Origin of the sequence: Pinirhizobacter sp., from assembly GCF_035317885.1 — a bacterium.
Lineage (GTDB): Bacteria > Pseudomonadota > Gammaproteobacteria > Xanthomonadales > Rhodanobacteraceae > Pinirhizobacter.
Genome location: NZ_DATHFX010000457.1, coordinates 10961 through 28976, shown reverse-complemented (window position 1 = coordinate 28976; position 18016 = coordinate 10961). Strand labels below are relative to the sequence as shown.

Genomic DNA, 18016 nt, shown 5'->3' with positions numbered 1-18016 from the left:
CCAGAAAACCGGCCAGCAGGTGGGCGACCTGCTGTTCGCGCTGAACCGCGAGCACGCCACCACCCTGGTGCTGGTCACCCATGACGTGCGCCTTGCCGCACGCTGCGCCCGTAGCGCCGAACTCACCGGTGGCCGCCTGGGCGTGGCCGCATGAAGATATTCACCCTCGCCCTGCGTACCCTGCGCCGCGAGTGGCATCTGCCGGAGCTGCGCACGCTGGCGGCTTCCCTGGTGCTGGCGGTGGTGGCCTTGGGAGTGGTGGCCACGCTTGCCACGCGCATCGAACGGGGCCTGCTGGCGAGTGCCGCGGAATTGATCGGCGGCGACGTCGGCATCTCGGCACCGAATGAGCTTCCCGCGACCTTTGCCGACGAGGCCCGCAAGGATGGCCTGGCGGTGTTGCGTAGTGCCAGCTTCCCGTCGGTGGCTTTCGTCGACCAGCGCAGCCAGTTGCTGGACGTGATGGCGGCCGACCAGGGCTATCCGCTGCGCGGCACGCTGGAGCTCAGCGACGCCAATGGCCGGCCGCTCGCCAGCCGCGCGCCCGCCGAGGGCCAGCTCTACCTCGACCATCGCGCCCTGGTGGCACTGGGCGTGAAACCGGGCCAGCGCATCCAGTTGGGCGGCCGTGAACTCACCATCGCCGCCGAACTGGTACGCCAACCCGACGGCGGCGAACTGTTCGCGCTGGCGCCCCGGGCCATGATGAGCCTGGCCGACGCCCGGGCCGCGGGGCTATTGGGCGGCGGCAGCCGCGCCCGGCACCGCCTGCTGCTCGCCGGCGACCCGCGCGACGTGTCCACCTGGCGTCGCTGGGCCGAGGGCCAGGCGCTTCCGACCGGCGCGCAGATGATCACGCCTGAGCAGACGCAAGAGCGCATGCGCGTGGCCTTCGACCGCGCCAGCGCCTTCATGCGGCTGACGGCGCTGCTTTCCGCCCTTCTCTCCGGCGTGGCGATCGCGCTGGCTGCGCAGCGCTATGCGCGGCGCAAGGTGAATGAAGTGGCGCTCCTGCGCGCCTTGGGCACGCCGCGCCGCCGCGTGGTCGCGCTGTTGTGCACCACATTGGCGCTGCTTGCCATCCCGGCGAGCCTTCTGGGCGCGGGTATCGCGCTTGGCCTGGCCGCGCTGGCCTGGTATTTCGCCGGTTCCATGGTCGGCAACATCCCCACCGTATTGCCGCTGGGGCCCGCCTTCGTGGCCGGGGGCCTGGGCCTTGCCGTGCTCGCGGGTTTCGCCCTGCCGCCGCTGGTGCGCCTGGCCGAAGTACCACCGGTTGCGGTGTTCCGCGAAAGCCTGGCGCGGCGGCGCCGCCGCTTCGACTGGCTGTACCTGGTGCCTTTGGTCGTGGCGGTGGCCCTGCTGTGGACGCAGAGCGGCTCGGCGCGGCTGGCCGGCATCCTGGCCGCCAGCCTTGCCGCCGTCGCCGTGGTCTCGGCACTGCTGGCCGCCCTGCTGCTGTGGCTGGCACGACGCGTGGCTCCCGGCGTGCACCCGGCGCTACGCCTTGGCCTGGGCGCGCTGGCGCGGCGCCGCGGGCTTTCGCTGGTGCAGGCCACGGCGTTGTCGCTGGGCCTCACCGCGCTGCTCTTGCTCGCTGTGGTAGCGCCGTCCCTGCTGGAAGGCTGGCGGCGCGAGCTGCCGGCGAACACGCCCAACTGGTTTGCCCTGAACCTGCAGGATGACCAGCGCGATGCCTTTGCCAGTGCCCTGGCCGGCATCGGTGGCGACCAGCTGAACATGCTGCCGCTGGCCGTAGGCAAGCTCACCGCGATCAACGGCGTACCCGTCGACCAGCTGCCGCTAAAGGATGAGCGGGCCAAAGAGTCGGCCGACCGCCAGTTGCGGCTGTCCTGGAGCGAGGCGCTGCCGCCTTCCAACCAGGTCGTGGCTGGTGCCTGGCCTGGTGCCAACGCGACGGCGGCCGAGGTCTCGGTGGATGAGAGCTGGCGCGACATGTACCAGCTGAAGATCGGCGACCGCATGAGCTTTGCGATCGGCGAGGCGACCATCGAGGCAAAAGTCGGCAGCGTCCGCAAGGTCGACTGGAGTTCCTTCCGCGTCAATTTCTTCCTGCTGCTGGATCCTGCCCACGCAGCGGACCTCCCGCATACGTGGCTGGCAAGCTTCCATGTGGCGCGCGGCCATGCCGATGCCCTGGCGAAGCTTTCGCGCGACTACGCCAACCTCAGCCTGATCGATGTCGATTCCCTGCTCGACCGCGTGCGCGAGATCGTCGACCGCGTGGGTTCGGCGGTGCGCTGGGTGCTGGGTTTCAGCCTGGGCGCCGGTGCGCTGGTGCTGGCCGCGGCGATGGCAGCGAGCGCGCAGGAGCGCCGCCATGAAGCAGCCTTGCTGCGAACCCTGGGGGCGCATCGCTCGCAGCTTCGCCTGGCGGCGGCATGCGAATTCGCCATGCTGGGCCTGGTGGCGGGGCTCACGTCCGCGCTGGGCGCCGGTGGCGCGGGATGGTGGCTTGGCCGCGCCGTCTTTCACATCGATGGCTTCATCCCGCCATTGATGCCGTTGGCGGCGGCCTCCGCCGCCGCTGGCATCGTGGTGATGCTGATCGGCCTGGCGGGAACGCGGCGCGTCACGCGCACGTCCCCGCTGGCCTTGTTGCGCGGGAGCTGATCAGTTGCGCGAGGGCACGTCGACCTTGCCGCTGACGTCGGCATAGTCAACGTCACCGCTACCCTTCGAATGCACGGTAAGGCTGCCCTTGATGCCACGGGCGGTAATGTCGCCCGAGCCGATGGAATCGACTTCGACACTGCCACCGATATCACCGAATTCCAGGTCGCCGGAACCTACGCTGCCCACCGTCACCGGGCCGCGCACGCCGTGCATCTTCGCATCGCCCGAACCGATGCCTTGCAGCTGGATGCTGCCGACGCGCTCGATGGTCAGGTCGCCGGAACCTGAGCTCGCGCTGACCGCGCCTGCGACGTCGCTGACGTTGATGTCACCGGAACCTGTGCTGGCCTCCAGTGCCGCCACGTGCCGGATCTCTGCATCGCCCGAGCCTGATTCAAGACGCACGGGGATATTCGCAGGCATCGTCACGTTCACTTTCAGGTATGCGTAGAAGCCACCGAAGCCGCCGTCGACCGAGCCACGGTCGGCACCCAAGGTGATCACCAGCGTGCTGCCTTCGCGGTGCTGCTGCACGGTAAGCGGATCCAGGCCTGCCTGGCTCGAGGCACAGGCGGTGCCGCGCAGGGCCAACGCGGCGCCGCTGCCACCATCGAGTTTCAGGTCGTGGCTCCGCGTCACCACGCGAACCAGGCTCACGCCGGCAAGGTCGGCATCAAGGTTCCGTTGCGCCGAATGCGCACAGGGCATCTCGGCACGGGCGCCGAAGGGAATCACCGCCAGGGCGATGCAAAGCAGGATGATCTTGCGCATGTCTTGACTCCGATGCCAGCAATAAGGTCACAGGTATCGATGCCGGCGGCGGGCAAAAGGTTTGAACTAGGAGAGGTCCGTCTTGGCCTGCTGCCAGAGGGCTTCCTGTTCGGCCAGGGACAAGGCGGAGAATTCCCGGCCGGAAGAGGCCGCCAGTGCCTCCATGTGCCTGAATCGCCTCTCGAACTTGGCATTGGCCCCGCGCAGCGCCGTGGACACGTCCACCTTGGCGTGCCGGGCAAGGTTCACCGCCACGAACAGCACGTCGCCGATCTCGTCGGCCAGGTGGGCGGGATCGGCGCCTTCGTCGAACGCCTCGCGCACTTCTTCCAGTTCCTCGGTGAGCTTGTCGAGCACGCCGCGGTGGTCGGGCCAGCGGAAGCCGGTGTTGTCGGCGCGCTTTTGCAGTTTCAACGCGCGCTGCCACTCGGGCAGCCCGCGCCCGATGCCAGCCAGCGCGCTGGTGTCGTCGTGGCCATCGGCGGCGCGCTCGTCGGCCTTGATCTGGTCCCATGCGCGCGATTGCTCGGCAAGATCGGCGTAGCGCTGGTCACCGAATACGTGCGGATGCCTGCGGATCATCTTCGCGCAGATGCCTTCGATCACGTCACGCAGTTCGAAGTGGCCCGCTTCCTCGGCCATGCGTGCGTGGAATACCACCTGCAGCAGCAGGTCGCCGAGCTCGTCGCGAAGGGCGCCGTGGTCGGCGCGGTCGATGGCGTCGGCCACCTCGTAGGCTTCTTCGATGGTGTACGGCGCAATCGTGGCGAAGGTCTGTTTTACGTCCCATGGGCAACCGGTTTCCGGGTTGCGCAGGCGCGCCATGATGTCGGCCAGGGGCGTGATGTCGGGATGTGCCATCGGATGCCTTGCTATGTAGCGGCCAGGTGGCTGAGCCAATCGAAGCCGGTATCGCCAATGGCGAGGAATTCAGGATTCACCAGGTTATCGCGCGTGTTGTAGCGCAGGCGCTGGCCGGTAAGATCGACCACGCTGCCACCGGCTTCTTCGAGCACGCACTGGCCGGCGGCGGTATCCCATTCGCAGGTTGGCCCCAGGCGCAGGTAGGCGTCGGCATCGCCGCGGGCGATCACGCAGAATTTCAGCGACGAGCCGAGTGCGAAGGTGTCGTAGGCACCCAGGGGCTCGAGCATGCCGGCCAGGCGTCCAAGCCCATGCGAACGGCTGCCGGCCAGGAGCGGCGGCTGCGCCTTGCTGCGCGCACGTATGCGGGTAAGGGGACCGCCCGCGGCCTGCTGGCGGAAGGCGCCTGCACCGCGCGCGGCGAGATAGCCATCGCCGCTGGCCGGCGCCAGCACCACCGAGGCCACGGTATCGTGGCCGTCCACCAGGGCGATGTTCACGGTGAACTCGCCATTGCGCTTGATGAATTCGCGCGTGCCGTCGAGGGGATCCACCAGCCAGTAGCGCTGCCACTGGCGGCGTTCGTGCCAGCGCGCCGCGGTGGCTTCCTCGGAAACCACCGGAAGGATTTCCGCAAACGTTGCCAGGCCTTCGACGATCACGCGCTGGGCGGCAAGGTCGGCGGCGGTGACGGGGGAATCGTCGTCCTTGCAATGCACGGCGAAATCGCTGGCGTAAACGTCCATCACCGCATCGCCGGCGCGCCGCGCCAGTGCGGCCAACGGCTCGAGCAGATGCAAGGCTGCACTCACGCTGGCCGGAACCTGCCGGCGAGGAACTCGCGGGCCATGAACAGCGCGGCGATGGAACGGCCCTCGCTCACTTCCTCGCGGCCGAGCAACGTGTGCAGGTCGGACATCTTCCACGGCAGCACTTCGAGTTCTTCCGGCTCGTCGCCTTCCAGGCGTTCGGGATACAGGTCGCGTGCCAGCACCACGTGGGTCTGGTGGGTCATGTACGAGGGCGAAAGCGACAGCACGCCCAGGGATTTAAGCTCCCGTGCGCCATAGCCCACTTCTTCCTTCAACTCGCGGTTGGCGCCCTCGAGCACGGTTTCGCCGCGGTCGAGCCGGCCCTTGGGCAGGCCAAGTTCGTAACGTTCCACGCCCACGCCGTATTCGCGCACCAGCAGCACGGTTTCGTCGTCCTGCATCGGCACGATGATCACCGCGCCCAGGCCCGAGCTTTTCATGCGCTCGTAGGTGCGGCGCTGACCGTTGGAGAATTCAAGGTCCACCGCCTCCACGTGCAGGAAATGGCTGTCGGTGACGTCCCGCGTGGCGTGGATGATCGGGCGCTTGTTCATCAGGGTATTGTAGCGCCGCGCAGCCGCGGGGCGGCGAGTGTATGGATGGCCGGTACGCCGGCAAGCACGCTGCGCGTATGGATATCCAGCTCGCCACCGTCAAGGTCGGTGAAGATGCCGCCCGCTTCGCGCACGATCACCGCGAGGGCTGCGATGTCCAGGATATTGACGTCCGATTCAATCACCAGATCCAACCCGCCACGCGCCAACAGATGGTAGTGGCAGAAATCGCCGTAGCCGCGGATGCGGTTGGTGTCGCGGATCAACGCGCCCAGGGCATCCCACCCGCTACCTGAAGTGAGGCTACGCACGTTGCCCGTGGAGACCGACGCCTGGTCGAGGCTGCACGTGGCAGCGACGTGCACGCGTTCGCCATCGAGCCACGCGCCGCCACCGCGCCGCGCCCACATGGTTTCGCAATAAAGCGGCGCCCTGGACACGCCAAGCACCAGTTCGGAGCCGGCCATCAGGGCGATCTGGGTGGAGAAGAACGGCGTGCGCCGGACGAAGCTCTTGGTGCCGTCGAGCGGATCCACCAGCCAGGTCAGTGGGCGGTCGTCGCCGCGGCCGAATTCCTCGCCGTGGATGGAGGCCTCCGGCAAGGTACGGGCAAGCACCTGGCGGATGGCCTGCTCCGCCTCGCGGTCGGCGATGGTGACGGGCGTTGCATCGTCCTTCAGCTCCACCGCGACGCCTTCGCGCCAGTAGTGGCAGATGATGGCGGAGGCAGCCTCGGCAGCCTCCAGGGCGCCGGCAAGCGCGTGGTCCAGGGTGGCGTCGTCGATGATGCTCATGGTGCCTCCGCGGGCACCACGCCCGCATGCAGGTTGACGGGGTAGCTGCCGTCGGCGGCCGGGCGTGCCCATCGGGCAAGCACGCGGTCAAGCGCGGCATCGGCGTGGCGTGGACGAAGGTTGGCCGCCAGCCGCCAGCCGATCGGTGCCACCAGCAGGTTGCCCTGCAATGCTACCGGGCCATCGCCCTCGTCGCGCAGTTCACCGTGGATGACATTGGCCATGCCCGCGAGGTCGGCGCGCAGGTCGCCAAGCTTCACCGTCTCGCCGCGCGACGTCACCGCGGCGTCGCGCCAACGCAGCGTGCCGGTGAGATCCTGCGGCCAGTTCGAATGCAAGGTCACCGTGTCGAAGGTACCCGACAGGCGTCCGGTGGCGCCTTCCATGCGCCAGGCAGGCGGCAGCTTCAGGCGGCTGATGTCCAGGTCCAACCGGACATGGCGCCAGGCCTGCACGTCGCCCTTGCCTTCCAGTTCACCGCCGGCTGTCCCCGCCGGACCGTGGAAATCGAAGGCGAAGGCGAGTTGGCCCAATACCACGCGGCGCGAGAGGGTCCAATCGACGCGGCCGAGCAGGCGGCCCTTGTCGTCGCTGACGCTCTCGGCGTGGCCCTGCCAGAGGCTGCCACCGACGCCATCCAGGTGCACGCCAGGCATGCGCTGCTGTAACAGGGGTAGCGCCCAGCGCGCCGGCAGCGCCCAGAAAAGCGCAAACATGGCCAGCACCGCCAACAACAGCACCATGCCGGTACGCCGTTTCAACCGCCTGCTCCTGCCACGTTGATCGTCTCCAGTGTCATCATGGGTGGATGAACCATCACGCCTTGAACCCATCCAGCGCGTCACTTGCCACGCGCGACCTTGCCGTGCTCTGGCACCCTTGCACGCAGATGCACGACCACGAAACGATCCCCATGGTACCTGTCGTGCGTGGCGAAGGGGCATGGCTGGTCGATGCCGAGGGCCGCCGCTACCTCGATGGCATCAGCAGCTGGTGGACGAACCTGTTCGGCCACGCCAACCCGCGCATCGGCGCAGCGGTTAAAAAGCAGGTCGATACCCTCGAACACGTGATCTTCGCCGGGTTCACCCATGAACCTGCGGTGGAACTGGCCGAGTCCTTGCTCCGCGTGGCGCCGCCGGGCCTCGAGCGCGTGTTCCTGGCCGACAATGGCTCGGCCGCGATCGAAGTGGCGCTGAAGATGAGCTTCCACTACTGGCAAAACATCGGCCACGGCGAAAAGACCCGCTTCATCGCACTCACCGGCAGCTACCACGGCGAAACACTGGGCGCGCTGTCGGTGAGCGACGTGGCGCTCTACCGCCGTACTTATGCGCCGTTGTTGCTGCACCCGGAGCTCGCACCTTCCCCCGATGCCTATGAAGGCGAGCCCGGGGAGACACCCGTGCAGGTAGCCGCACGCCGCCTGGGCCAGATGCGCACGGTGCTGGAACGGCACGCCCACGAATGCTGCGCGGTGATCGTGGAACCCCTGGTGCAGTGCGCCGGCGGCATGCGCATGCACGATGCCAGTTACCTCACGGGGCTGCGTGCGCTGTGCGACGAATTCCACGTGCACCTGATCGCTGACGAGATTGCCGTCGGCTTCGGGCGCACCGGCACCCTGTTCGCCTGCGAGCAGTCGGCGATCACACCCGATTTCCTTTGCCTTTCCAAGGGTCTCACCGGCGGCTTCCTGCCGCTGTCGGCTGTGCTCACCACCGGCAACGTGTACGCGGCGTTCTACGACGAGTACCGAAGCGGCAAGGCCTTCCTGCACTCGCACAGCTACACCGGCAACCCGCTGGCCTGCGCCGCGGCCGTGGAAACCTTGCGCATCTTTGCCGACGAACCCGTGCTCGAGCGCAACCGCCTGCTGGCCGCTCACCTGCGCGCGAGGCTGGCGCCGCTCACCGACCATCCGCACGTGGCCGACGTCCGGCAGACAGGGATGATCGCCGCGGTGGAACTGGTGGCCGACAAGGCAACGCGCCGACCCTTCGATGCCGGCGAACGCCGGGGCCTTCGCGTGTACCTGCATGGCCTGGACCACGGCGCCCTGCTGCGCCCGCTGGGTAACGTGGTGTATTTCATGCCGCCTTACGTGGTGGGCACCGACGAGATCGACCACCTGGTGGATGTGGCCATCGCCGGGATCGAGCGCGCGGTCGCCTGAAACGAACCTACAATGGGTCGATGCGAACCATTCGAGTCCACGTGGAGCAAGCCCTCGTCGCTGGCAGCGAGGCCACCATCACCGGCCAGGCGGTTGACCATGTCGGCCGCGTCCTGCGCATGCAGGCGGGCGATGCGATCACCCTGTTCAACGGCGACGGCAACCACTATGCAGGCCGCCTCCTCGAGGCCGGCAAGCGGGAACTGCGCGTGGCGGTGGAGTCGACCACGCCGGCAGGCAATGAATCACCGATGCCGCTGGTGCTGGTACAGGGCGTGGCCCGCGGCGACAAGATGGATTTGATCGTGCAGAAGGCCACGGAACTGGGCGTGGCGGCGATCGTGCCGGTCACCACCGAACGCTCGGAGGTGAAGCTCGATGCCGGCCGCGCGGAGAAGCGCCTGGCGCACTGGCAGGCCGTGGTGGTGGGCGCATGTGAACAGAGCGGCCGCGCGGTGGTGCCGGTGGTATGGCCGACGGTGGCATTGCCCACGTGGCTGGCGTCACTGGGTGACGATGGCCGCCGGCGCCTGGCGCTGATGCCAGGCGAGGGCCGCCGCGTGGGTGAACTCGCCCTGGACAGCGCCGGAGCCTACCTGGTGGTGGGGCCCGAAGGCGGCCTGGGCCAGCGCGACTTCGAGGCGCTGGCCTCGGCAGGCTTCACCGGCTTGCAGCTTGGGCCGCGCATCCTGCGCACCGAGACAGCAGGCCTGGCGGCGCTGGCCGCGTTGCAATCGGTGTACGGCGACTGGTAACGCCTCAGGCCGCTTCGAGCACGGCAATGAGTTCCGCTTCGATCGCTTCAAGGTCCGGGATCACCGCGGTATCGTCGCGCACCAGCACGTTGGCGCGCACCCCGAACGGCAGCTCCGAGCCATCGTGCGTAGGCAGGATCAGTTCCGCGTTCAGCGTGGTCAGGCGGGGGAAGCCCTGGGTCACCACGGCGATGAAGGGCAGCTTCGGGTTGCCGCCGAGCGCTTTCAATACCGCGACACGAGAATTGCCGCTTTCGCTCGCCGGATCAATGCCGGTGAGCGTGGCGAACGACACCAGCGGCACGCGCCAGCCTCGCCAGGCGATGCGACCGAGCAGCCATGCGGGCGCATGTTCCACGGGCTCCGGCGTGGACAGCGTGATCACTTCGGAAATCGTGGCGTTCGGCAGCAGCAGACGGGCGCCACCGCTGGGGATCAGCACGCAACGGATTTCGCGCGGCAGCAGGTCACTCATGGGAATTCCTCGATCAGGCGCGCGGCCATGGCGGCCACACTGCCAGTGAAGCTTTCGATGCGCTCGGCATGGATGCCGGCAATGGTGGCCGACGCGCGGTCGCCCGGTTCTTCCACCCAGACCCTGCCGCCGCGATCGGCGACGGCCTGGCAGCCGGCGACGCCATCGCGTCCACTGCCGACGAAGACCACCGTGGTGAGGTCGGCACCGAAGGTCGCGGCCAGTTGGGTAAGGGTGGCATCGACGCCACCGACATCATCGTGGGTAAGGCTTACCTGTCCGTCGCGGCGCAAGGCCAACCGATGGCCGGGCGGCAGCACCAGCACGCTCGATTGCGCGGCGAAGCGATCGGCTTCGGCCACGCGCGAGGGAAGCGTCGTGGTGGCGGCAAGGCCGCGGGCGAAGACCGCCGCGTCACCCTGTTGCAGCACCAGCACCAGCGCGGGAAGTCGCGAGGGGACGGAGGCCAGGAACAACCGGGCCGCGTCCTCGCTGTCCTGAGCCACCACCAGGGCCAGTACGCGGCGCACGCTGGCCGCGGCGCTGTCCAGGAATGTCTCTGCGAAATACTCGCTGTCCGAGGCGCGCGGCGCCACGGCTTCCTCCATCGACACCAGCTCCAGGCCCAGGCCCGGCTCCAGCAGGTTGTCGTCCCCGTCGTCGCTTTCCGGGGCGAGGAATTCCTCCGCGGACATCTTCTCGATGCCGAAGGGATTGGGTTCCTGATTGGAGACCGGTGCGGGTGCCGCTTCGCCTGCGGCCGGTTCCTCGTCGTCGACCAGGCTCCAGTCCGGCGGGATGGGCTGGGCGATCTCGGTAGCCCGTGATTCGATCTCGGGCAACACGATGTCCTCGTCCGGCGGTGGCTGGACACTGGCCGTTTCGGCATCGACCATCGGCGCCAGGCTGAAACGGCTGGTGTCTGGCGAGGTCGTGGATGCAGCGGCCACGTTGTTCGCCGGTGCTTCACCGAAGTCTTCTTCGTCGTCCATCAGCGAGAGGCCGGCGAAATCCTCGTGCGACACCGTCGCTACGGGAGCCGGCGCCGTGTCGTCGCCGTTGCCGTCGTCATGGGCATCGAAGACGTAGTCGGCGACAGGTGCGGAGTTGCCGCTATTGTCGGCGGCACCGAAGAGATAATCAGGTTCGGCCTCGGTGTCGGTGGCGAGGTTCGCCAGTTCGCCGAATTCCGCGCTGAAGGAAAGCGCCTCGTCTCGCGCGGCAGGCCGCGGCGCCATCGGGCCGGCGTCGCCGAAGACATAGTCGTCACCGGCAGGAAGCTCAGTTTCCAGGTCGGCGGCTAGATCCTCGTTGAACACCAGCGGCGATGCCGATGTCGCTTCGAGATCCTCGTATTCGCTGACGGCGGCTTCGTCCAATTCCACGTCGATGACGCCCGGATCAAGGTCGTCGTCGTCACCGAGCGCCATGCCCTGGAAGGGTGCGGATTCGTCGTCCTGGGACAGTAGCGCCTCGAGTTCGGCTTCCAGTTCTTCGGATTTGGCTTCTGTCTCGGCCAGCGGCGGCACCTCGGCATGAGCGGTATCCGCGTGCACGGCCGGTGCCTGGGGCTCGGGCAGCTCGATGCCCCGGGCATCGGCCGGCCGCGGCGGATCGATGTCGGTGCCTTCCAGGAGCTTTGCGGCAAGATGGCGCGCCCAACGCGCGCGATCCCAGCCCTGCAGCCCACGCGACGCGGCTGCGTCGTTGAACATCAGGCGCGGGTGGTCGCCGTCGATGGCGTCGTAGAGGTGGTCGAGTTCTTCGTCGGCATCGTCGTCGAGGTTCACCACCACGATGTCGGCGCCGGTGGCCTTGATCTCTTCGGCACCGAACGACGCCACGGCGCCTTCGTGCACGATGCGCGCACCCAGTTCCACCAGGGCCGCGCGCAACTGGGCGCCAAGTTCCTCGTCACCGAACAACAGGGCGACGGCGACGCCGCGGTCAGCCATGCGTTACCCCGAGCACGTCGTTGATCTGCACCACCAGGTCGTTCTCCTGGTAAGGCTTGCCGATGTAGCGCTCCACGCCGATATCGAAGGCGCGCTGCCGGTGCTTTTCGCCGGTACGCGAGGTGATCATGATGATCGGGACATCGCGCAGGCGGGCATCGGCCTTCATGTGCGTGGCAAGCTCGTAGCCGTCCATGCGCGGCATCTCGATGTCCAGCAGCATGAGGTCGGGCACGCGTTCGTGCAGTTTCTCGATGGCATCGACACCGTCCTTGGCCGTCATCACCTCGAACTCGTTGCGCTCGAGCACGCGGCCGGTGACCTTGCGCATGGTGATGGAATCGTCCACCACCATCACCAGCGGACGCACGCGTATTTCGTCGGGCAGCGCCGGCACGATGAGCGTGCGGTCGTCGGCGGCCTGGGCGCGGCGGGCCACGTTGTGGCGGACCAACGGCGCCAGGTCAAGGATGATCAGCACCGAGCCGTCGCCCATGATCGTGGCGCCCAGGATGCCAGGCACCGAACTCACCTGCGGGCCCACCGGCTTGACGACGATTTCGCGTGAACCGAGCACCTCGTCGATGCGGATCGCGGCGCGGAGGTCGCCGCTACGGGTCAGCAGCAACGGCTGCTGGCCTTCCTCGAGCACGGTAACCGGCGGCAAGCCGAGCAACTGCGGCAGGTCGTGCACGCTGTAGTCGTCGTTGCCATAGCTGAAGTTCGGGTCGGACTCGGACAGGCGCGCCAGCATGTCTTCAGGCGAAATGCGCGCCACGCCCTGCACCGAGGTCATCGGGATGGCGAAATGCGACTCGCCGATGCGCACCAGGATGGCCTGGGTCACGGCCAGGGTGAACGGCAGGCGCAGGGTGAAGGTGGTGCCCTGCCCTTCGGTCGAGTCGATCGACAGCGTGCCGCCGAGCTGCTTGATCTCGTTGGCAACCACGTCCATGCCCACGCCGCGGCCGGCCAGCTGGGTGACTTCCTGCGCGGTGGAGAAGCCGGGCGTTGCGATGAAGCCCAGGAGCTGGTCGTCGCCGACACGCGCATCACGGCGCAACAGGCCGCGTTCGATCGCCTTGGCGCGAATGGCTTCGCGGTCGAGGCCGCGGCCGTCGTCGGACACGCGGATCACCACCTCGGTGGCTTCGCGGCTCACCTGGATGCGTACCGTGCCTTCGGGGTTCTTGCCCGCCGCCTCGCGGTCGGCCTGCGACTCGATGCCGTGGGCCACCGCGTTACGGAGCATGTGCTCGAATGGCGCCTTGATGCGGTCGAGCAGGTTGCGGTCCATTTCGCCGTGGGCGCCATCCACCTGCAAGGTGGCGCGCTTGTCCAGGTCCTGCGCGGCCTGGCGCAGCGTGCGGCGCAGGTTCGGCACCATGGCGTCGAACGGCAGCATGCGCGTCTGCATCAGGCCGTCCTGCAGCTCGGAGTTCACCCGCGACTGCTGCAGCAGCAAGGTTTCGGACTGGCGCGTGAGGTCGTCCAGGATGCCCTGGATCGACACCAGGTCCGAGACCGACTCGGCCAGGGCGCGCGAGTACTGCTGCAGGCCCGAGAAGCGGTCCAGTTCCAGCGGGTCGAACGAGGCCACGCCGGTTTCGCGGTGTTCCTGCTGGTAGCGGGCGATGATCTGCGCTTCGGTTTCGATTTCGAGCATGCGCAGCTGGCTGCGCAGTCGGCTCACCGTCTGTTCGTGCTCGATCAGGTTGAAGCGGAAGCCGGTGATCTGCTGTTCAAGGCGCGAGCGGTAGATCGACATCTCACCGGCATGGTTGACCAGCGTATCGAGCAGCTCCGCGCGAACGCGGATCTGTTCCTGCGGCGCGCGTTGTTCTTCCTCGAATTCGGGCAGGAGGTCGGGAAGATCGCGCGGGTCGATCGGCTCGGCTTCGTCGCCGTCTTCGGCAAATACAGGCGGCACGAACGGTGCAGCTTCGCGCTCGGGTGCGGCGAAGACGGTAGGTTCGTCTTCGATCGGGCCGATGACGCCGCCGGCCAGTTCCACGAACGGATGGATGGCATGCGGATCCAGGCCAACGCTTTGACCCTGGGCCAGGCGCTGGATCATACCGTGGAGCTGGTCGAAACCACGCTCCATGGCACGGACGGCAACCAGGTCGCCATCGCGGCGGCCACCGGCCACGGCATCGAGCACGGCTTCCATGGCGTGGGCAAGATCACCCACGGGCGGCACGCCGGCCATGCGGGCGCTGCCCTTGAGCGTGTGCAGGTCGCGCTGCAGGCCGGCCACGTGCTGGGGCTCGCTGGGCGTACCGCGCCACAGGGCCAGCACGCCATCGGCGTGGTCCAGGATCTCGCGTCCCTCCTCGACGAACACTTCCAGGAGGTCCGGATCGATGGCGGAAAGGTCGACCATGCCCGGCGCGGCCGGTTCGCTACTGGCGGCCAGCGGCATGGCCACTGGCGCCTGCGCGTGGACTTCCAGGTCCGTCTGCGGTGGCAAGGTGGTGCCTGCATCCAGTTCGGCGGTGAGCACGGCTTCGAGTTCCGCTTCGGCCGCAAGCTGCTCGTCGTCGTTCGCCGGATCGTATCCAACGGTGGAGGGCACCTCGTCGGCGCTCGACATCGGGCCCTCGGCATCGAGCTCGGCCTGCAACTGGGCTTCCAGTTCCGCTTCAAGCTCCGCGTCGTTGAGCGACGTTGTGTCTTCAATGTCTTGCGTAACCGGATCGTGCAGGTCATCGGCAAGTTCCGCCGATGTCTCCAGGGGCAGGCTTTGCGCCGACTCCATGGCGCCTGTCGAAGGTACCTGGGCGGCTTCTTCGTCGAGTTCGGCCATCAGTGCGTCCCACGCCGCATCGTCATCGACGTTGGGCGTGGTGATCGCGGGCGTGCCTGTATCGGACGGCTCTTCGCCATGCATCGCGGCGAGGAAGTCGGCGGTCAGGTCTTCGTCGGTGTCGACGTGGGCGGCTTCGTTGGGGGTCAGAGTATTTACTCTGACCCCGGCACCGGCAGTGTCGTGGGCCAGCGAAGCGGACGCCGCGGCGTCGAGCTCCGCGTCGTGCTTGAGTGCCTCGAGGGCTTCGTCCGGCGCGTGTTCGAACAATACATGCGCCACCTGTACGGCGGGCTGCTCGTCGCGCATGCGGCTGATGCGATCGGCAAGCTGGTCGACGGCAGGCACGTAGGGCTCGTCGTCGTCGAACTGGGCCATGATGTGTTCGACGAGGTCGGCAACGTCGCCCAGGGCGAGCACGCCTTCCGGCGACAGCGACCCGCTGCCGGCGCGCACGCGCTTGAGCAGGCCTTCCATCGGTGCCAGCACCTGGATCAACGGCGCGATATCGACCATGCCGATGGCGCCATGCAAGGTATGCACCGCACGCAGGAGGGCATCGTCCACCGGCAGGTGGCCATCGTCGGTGCGCGCCAGCGCCGCACGGATGGTCTGCTGGTACTGGGCCACTTCCGTGCGCAGGATGTCCAGCAGCACCGGGTCGATCGGCGGCAGTGCCGGACCGATGAACATCGCGGGCGGCGTGCCCGCTTCATCGGCATGGATTGCTTCAGTCCCGGCCGAGGCGGCCGGCACCTCGGGCGTGGCGCCAGGTGCGAAGGCGGCCGTGGGGATGGACTCGACGGTCGCGCGCGGCACGCGGCGACGGACCTTGGTGCGCACGGTCTGGCGCGCGGTGAGGACATCTTCGATGCGGCCGGAGGCACCCGAAGCCAGGCGGTCGGCGACGGTCATGATCGCCGCCAGCGGCGCCATCGGCGCGGGACCGCCGGACAGCGCGATATGCAGTTCCGGGAGCGCCGCCAAGGCATGGGCGACCAGCACCTGGACGTCGGCGTCAGGCGTGATCGTGCCGTCGAGCACGCGGTTGAGCATGTTCTCGACCTTCCAGGCGAACTCGCCCAGCAGGCGCGCGCCGACCAGGCGGCCGGAACCCTTCAGGGTATGGAATGAGCGGCGGACCGGTATCAGCGACTCGCGCTTTTCCGGGTCGCCCATCCAGGTAGCCACGCCTTGCTGGAGATTGGCGATCTCCTCGAGCATTTCTTCCAGGAAGATCTCGCGGATCTCATCGTCGATGCCATCGACGGTGACCTGGAAGCCGGCAAAATCGGCCATGTCGTCGCCACCGACTTCCTGCTCTATCTCCTCTTCCACTTCCACCCAGTCGTTGTCGTCGGAGGCAGTGAAATGGGGAACGAAGGCGGCCTCGGACGACGGCAGGGGCGCACCCTCGGTCGCGGGCCTTTCGTTGAAGATCGGTGGCACGCCGCCGACGTCGGCCAAGAGGCCGACCGGCTCTACGGCTGTGATTTCGTGCGAGGCGGCGGCAAAATCGTCCGCGGCCGCATCGGTGGCTTCTTCGCCCGAGCCGCGCGGCTCGGGCAGCGGCCAGTAACCGAGCGCAGCAAGGCTCTGCTCGGTCACGTCAAGGATGTGTTCAAGTCCGCCGCGATGTTCGCGCGCGGCCTCCAGGTAGTATTCGAGCGCCGCCAGCGCATCGGCCAGGCGGTCCATTTGCACGCCCGAGGGAACGCGGCGGTCCTGGACCAGCTCGTGGTCGACGAAACGACCGATGCCCACCGCCAATTGCGAGGGGCGCGCGGCACCTAGCATCTGCATCGCGCCGGAGACCTCGCCCATCAGGCGCGGTACCTCGACCAGCTGCCGATGGTCCCAACTGGACTCGACGAAGCCGACGATGGCGTCCTTGACCTTGGCGGTATTGGCCGTGGCCTCGCGCATCAGCGAAGCGAGGATGTGGCGCGCCTCGCTGCGTGGCAGCGGTGCCGGGCCGTCGCCGGTGTCGTCGGCGGCGCCTTCGGCGCCCAGGCGTTCGATGTGGTCGTCGAGCGAGGCTTCGACATAAAGCAGGGCACCGGCGACGTCGAGCAGCGCTTCCTCGTCGGGGGCATGTATGCGGGTGGCGATTTCTTCCATGACGCGGCGTTGTTCGTTCACGACCCGGCGCGGCACGGCCAGGGCAAGCATCCCCAGCGTGTCACCGACGCGCTCGAGCACTTCCACCTGGGGCGCCAGTTCCGTGGGGTCGCCTTCGCGGCGGCGCAGGAAGAGGTCCAAGGCGTCCTTGACGCGAAGCAGGTCGTCCTTGATGGCCGAGGCCACCGTATCGAGCAATGCACGGTTGTGACCGGACATCGAGCCACGGGCGTGTTCGAGTTCGGCGGCATCCGGCAGCAGGCCGTCCAGGCGATAGACCCGGCGCAATTCGTCGAGCCGGTCGCTGCCCGGGCGCGCCTGGGCGACGAAATAAAGCAGTTTGCGCGAAAGTTCGTCAGCATCGCCGCCCAGAAGGGCTTCCTCGCCATGCTCGAGCAGTTGGCGGATGCAACGGTCGACGCGGCCGATCAGTTGCCGCACTTCCTTCACGTGCGCCTTCAGCACGCCGCGCTCCAGGCCATCGAGCACACCGGCGGTGATCCACCACAGGCGGCGGCCGGCGATGGTGTAGCAACGCGCAGCCAGCGAATCAAGCGTGGCGCGCATGCCCTGGAGCTGGCGGTCGCCGCCCTGGCCGCGGAACCAGGACAGCAGCAACTGCTGGAAACGCAGGCGCAGTGCGGCGATCTCGTCGCGGTAGTACTCGGTGGCATGGGGCTCGGTGGCGCCCGGGGCGTCCATCGGCAGCGCGACATCGAGGTTGGGCGTGAACAGGGCCGATTCGTGCAGGCCGTCCACGCCACGGCTGGCGCGCAGGTCGTTAAGCAATGGCAGCAGCACGATGGGCACGTCGCGGTGCCCGCTCTGCAGCCGCTCGAGGTAGTCGGGCATCTGCACCATGCCGCGCATCAGCGCGGCATAGGCATCGTCGCGCTGGGCAACGGTACCGGCCATCAGGGCCGCCACCAGGTGCTCCATTTCTTCCACCACCATGGCGGCGCCATAGAGCTCGACCATGCGCAAGGTGCCGTGCACCTGGTGCAGGTCTGCGGCGCACGAGCGCATCACATGGATGTCGCCCGGCTCGCTGACGTAGGCCTCCAGCGCCTGGCGTGCCTTGGAAAGCGCCTCGTCCAGCTCCGCCTTGACCCAGTTGAGCGTGGTGAAATCGTTGTGGTCCTGAAGTCTCATTGGGCGCATCCGGGTGAGGCTTTTGGAGCTCGGGTGTGGCTGGCGTTGCTATGGGCAGAAGACACGCACCGCTGGGGCGTACGGGCACGGCTGGCGGAAGCGAAGGTATTCATCGCTTCTCTCCAGCAAGAGCAATGCCAG

General features: G+C 67.7%; 12 protein-coding genes and 1 pseudogene. 4 read left to right on the top strand and 9 right to left on the bottom strand.

Features of this window, described 5'->3' with window-relative positions:
* A pseudogene (locus tag VK519_RS15090) lies at positions 1-154 on the top strand (ABC transporter); the annotation flags it as partial.
* Positions 151-2634 carry an ABC transporter permease gene (locus tag VK519_RS15085; protein WP_324351091.1) on the top strand — a complete coding sequence of 828 codons (2484 nt, stop codon included), beginning with the start codon at positions 151-153 and terminating at the stop codon, positions 2632-2634. The pseudogene VK519_RS15090 and the gene VK519_RS15085, both read left to right, overlap by 4 nt.
* On the opposite strand, the gene VK519_RS15080 is transcribed toward VK519_RS15085, so the two are convergent.
* From VK519_RS15080 to gspN, 6 genes are all read right to left on the bottom strand, one after another.
* A complete protein-coding gene (locus tag VK519_RS15080) occupies positions 2635-3408 on the bottom strand; it encodes a DUF4097 family beta strand repeat-containing protein (protein ID WP_324351090.1) in 774 nt (257 codons plus the stop codon).
* A 66-nt stretch (positions 3409-3474) separates the two neighbouring features.
* Complete coding sequence (gene mazG, locus VK519_RS15075; protein ID WP_324351089.1) at positions 3475-4269, bottom strand: nucleoside triphosphate pyrophosphohydrolase; 795 nt, start codon at positions 4267-4269, stop codon at positions 3475-3477.
* 11 nt (positions 4270-4280) lie between these two features.
* On the bottom strand, positions 4281-5084 hold the full coding sequence (gene cysQ / locus VK519_RS15070; protein WP_324351087.1) for a 3'(2'),5'-bisphosphate nucleotidase CysQ: 804 nt from the start codon (positions 5082-5084) through the stop codon (positions 4281-4283).
* Positions 5081-5638, bottom strand: a complete 558-nt coding sequence (gene nudE / locus VK519_RS15065) for an ADP compounds hydrolase NudE (protein ID WP_250627330.1) — start codon at positions 5636-5638, stop codon at positions 5081-5083. The genes cysQ and nudE overlap by 4 nt, the downstream gene beginning before the upstream one ends.
* Positions 5638-6432, bottom strand: a complete 795-nt coding sequence (locus VK519_RS15060) for an inositol monophosphatase family protein (protein WP_324351084.1) — start codon at positions 6430-6432, stop codon at positions 5638-5640. The genes nudE and VK519_RS15060 overlap by 1 nt, the downstream gene beginning before the upstream one ends.
* Positions 6429-7193, bottom strand: coding sequence for a type II secretion system protein N (gene gspN, locus VK519_RS15055; RefSeq protein WP_324351082.1), 765 nt, complete (start codon positions 7191-7193; stop codon positions 6429-6431). Before gspN ends, VK519_RS15060 begins: the two co-directional genes overlap by 4 nt.
* Positions 7194-7240: 47 nt before the next feature.
* On the opposite strand from gspN, the gene bioA reads away from it, so the two are divergent.
* On the top strand, positions 7241-8608 hold the full coding sequence (gene bioA, locus VK519_RS15050; RefSeq protein ID WP_324351080.1) for an adenosylmethionine--8-amino-7-oxononanoate transaminase: 1368 nt from the start codon (positions 7241-7243) through the stop codon (positions 8606-8608).
* Positions 8609-8628: 20 nt separating this feature from the next.
* Positions 8629-9363, top strand: a complete 735-nt coding sequence (locus VK519_RS15045; RefSeq protein WP_324351078.1) for a 16S rRNA (uracil(1498)-N(3))-methyltransferase — start codon at positions 8629-8631, stop codon at positions 9361-9363.
* A gap of 4 nt (positions 9364-9367) precedes the next feature.
* Here the strand turns inward: VK519_RS15045 and VK519_RS15040 are convergent, their stop codons facing one another.
* From VK519_RS15040 to VK519_RS15030, 3 genes are read right to left on the bottom strand one after another with little or no spacing between them, the layout of a single operon-like run.
* Complete coding sequence (locus tag VK519_RS15040) at positions 9368-9838, bottom strand: chemotaxis protein CheW (RefSeq protein WP_324351076.1); 471 nt, start codon at positions 9836-9838, stop codon at positions 9368-9370.
* Complete coding sequence (locus VK519_RS15035) at positions 9835-11793, bottom strand: chemotaxis protein CheB (protein WP_324351074.1); 1959 nt, start codon at positions 11791-11793, stop codon at positions 9835-9837. Before VK519_RS15035 ends, VK519_RS15040 begins: the two co-directional genes overlap by 4 nt.
* On the bottom strand, positions 11786-17875 hold the full coding sequence (locus tag VK519_RS15030; protein WP_324351072.1) for an Hpt domain-containing protein: 6090 nt from the start codon (positions 17873-17875) through the stop codon (positions 11786-11788). The genes VK519_RS15035 and VK519_RS15030 overlap by 8 nt, the downstream gene beginning before the upstream one ends.
* Positions 17876-18016 lie beyond the last annotated feature (141 nt).